The sequence below is a fragment of the Ruminococcus sp. MCC718 genome (assembly GCF_018783905.1).
GTDB lineage: Bacteria > Bacillota > Clostridia > Lachnospirales > Lachnospiraceae > Hominisplanchenecus > Hominisplanchenecus faecis.
This window is the reverse complement of sequence record NZ_WQNP01000071.1, coordinates 1-232: the sequence shown is the minus strand read 5'-3', so window position 1 is coordinate 232 and position 232 is coordinate 1. Positions and strand designations below refer to the sequence as shown.

Below are 232 nucleotides of genomic sequence, written 5' to 3'. Positions count from 1 at the left end.
CAGGTTTTAGAAGATGGATACCATCTGTTTGCCACACGAAGTTCCATTCCATTTTCGTTGCATTTAGCTTGAAGTTTTATTCTAAACTCATAAAACTTCTGTGACGCAACTGCTTTTGAAAGATGTCTGTTTTTCATCATGCCTTTTACATTTAAATCTTCAATCGTAATGTAGGATGGTTTGGTTTTCACTATCTCTGCGATTGTTTTGTTAATGTAGTCGGTGCGGATAT

At 35.8% G+C, this 232-nt stretch carries 1 protein-coding gene; it reads right to left on the bottom strand.

Features of this window, described 5'->3' with window-relative positions:
* Nucleotides 1-232: IS200/IS605 family accessory protein TnpB-related protein (locus GPK60_RS07810; RefSeq protein WP_215659222.1), on the bottom strand; the 232-nt coding region annotated here is incomplete at both ends.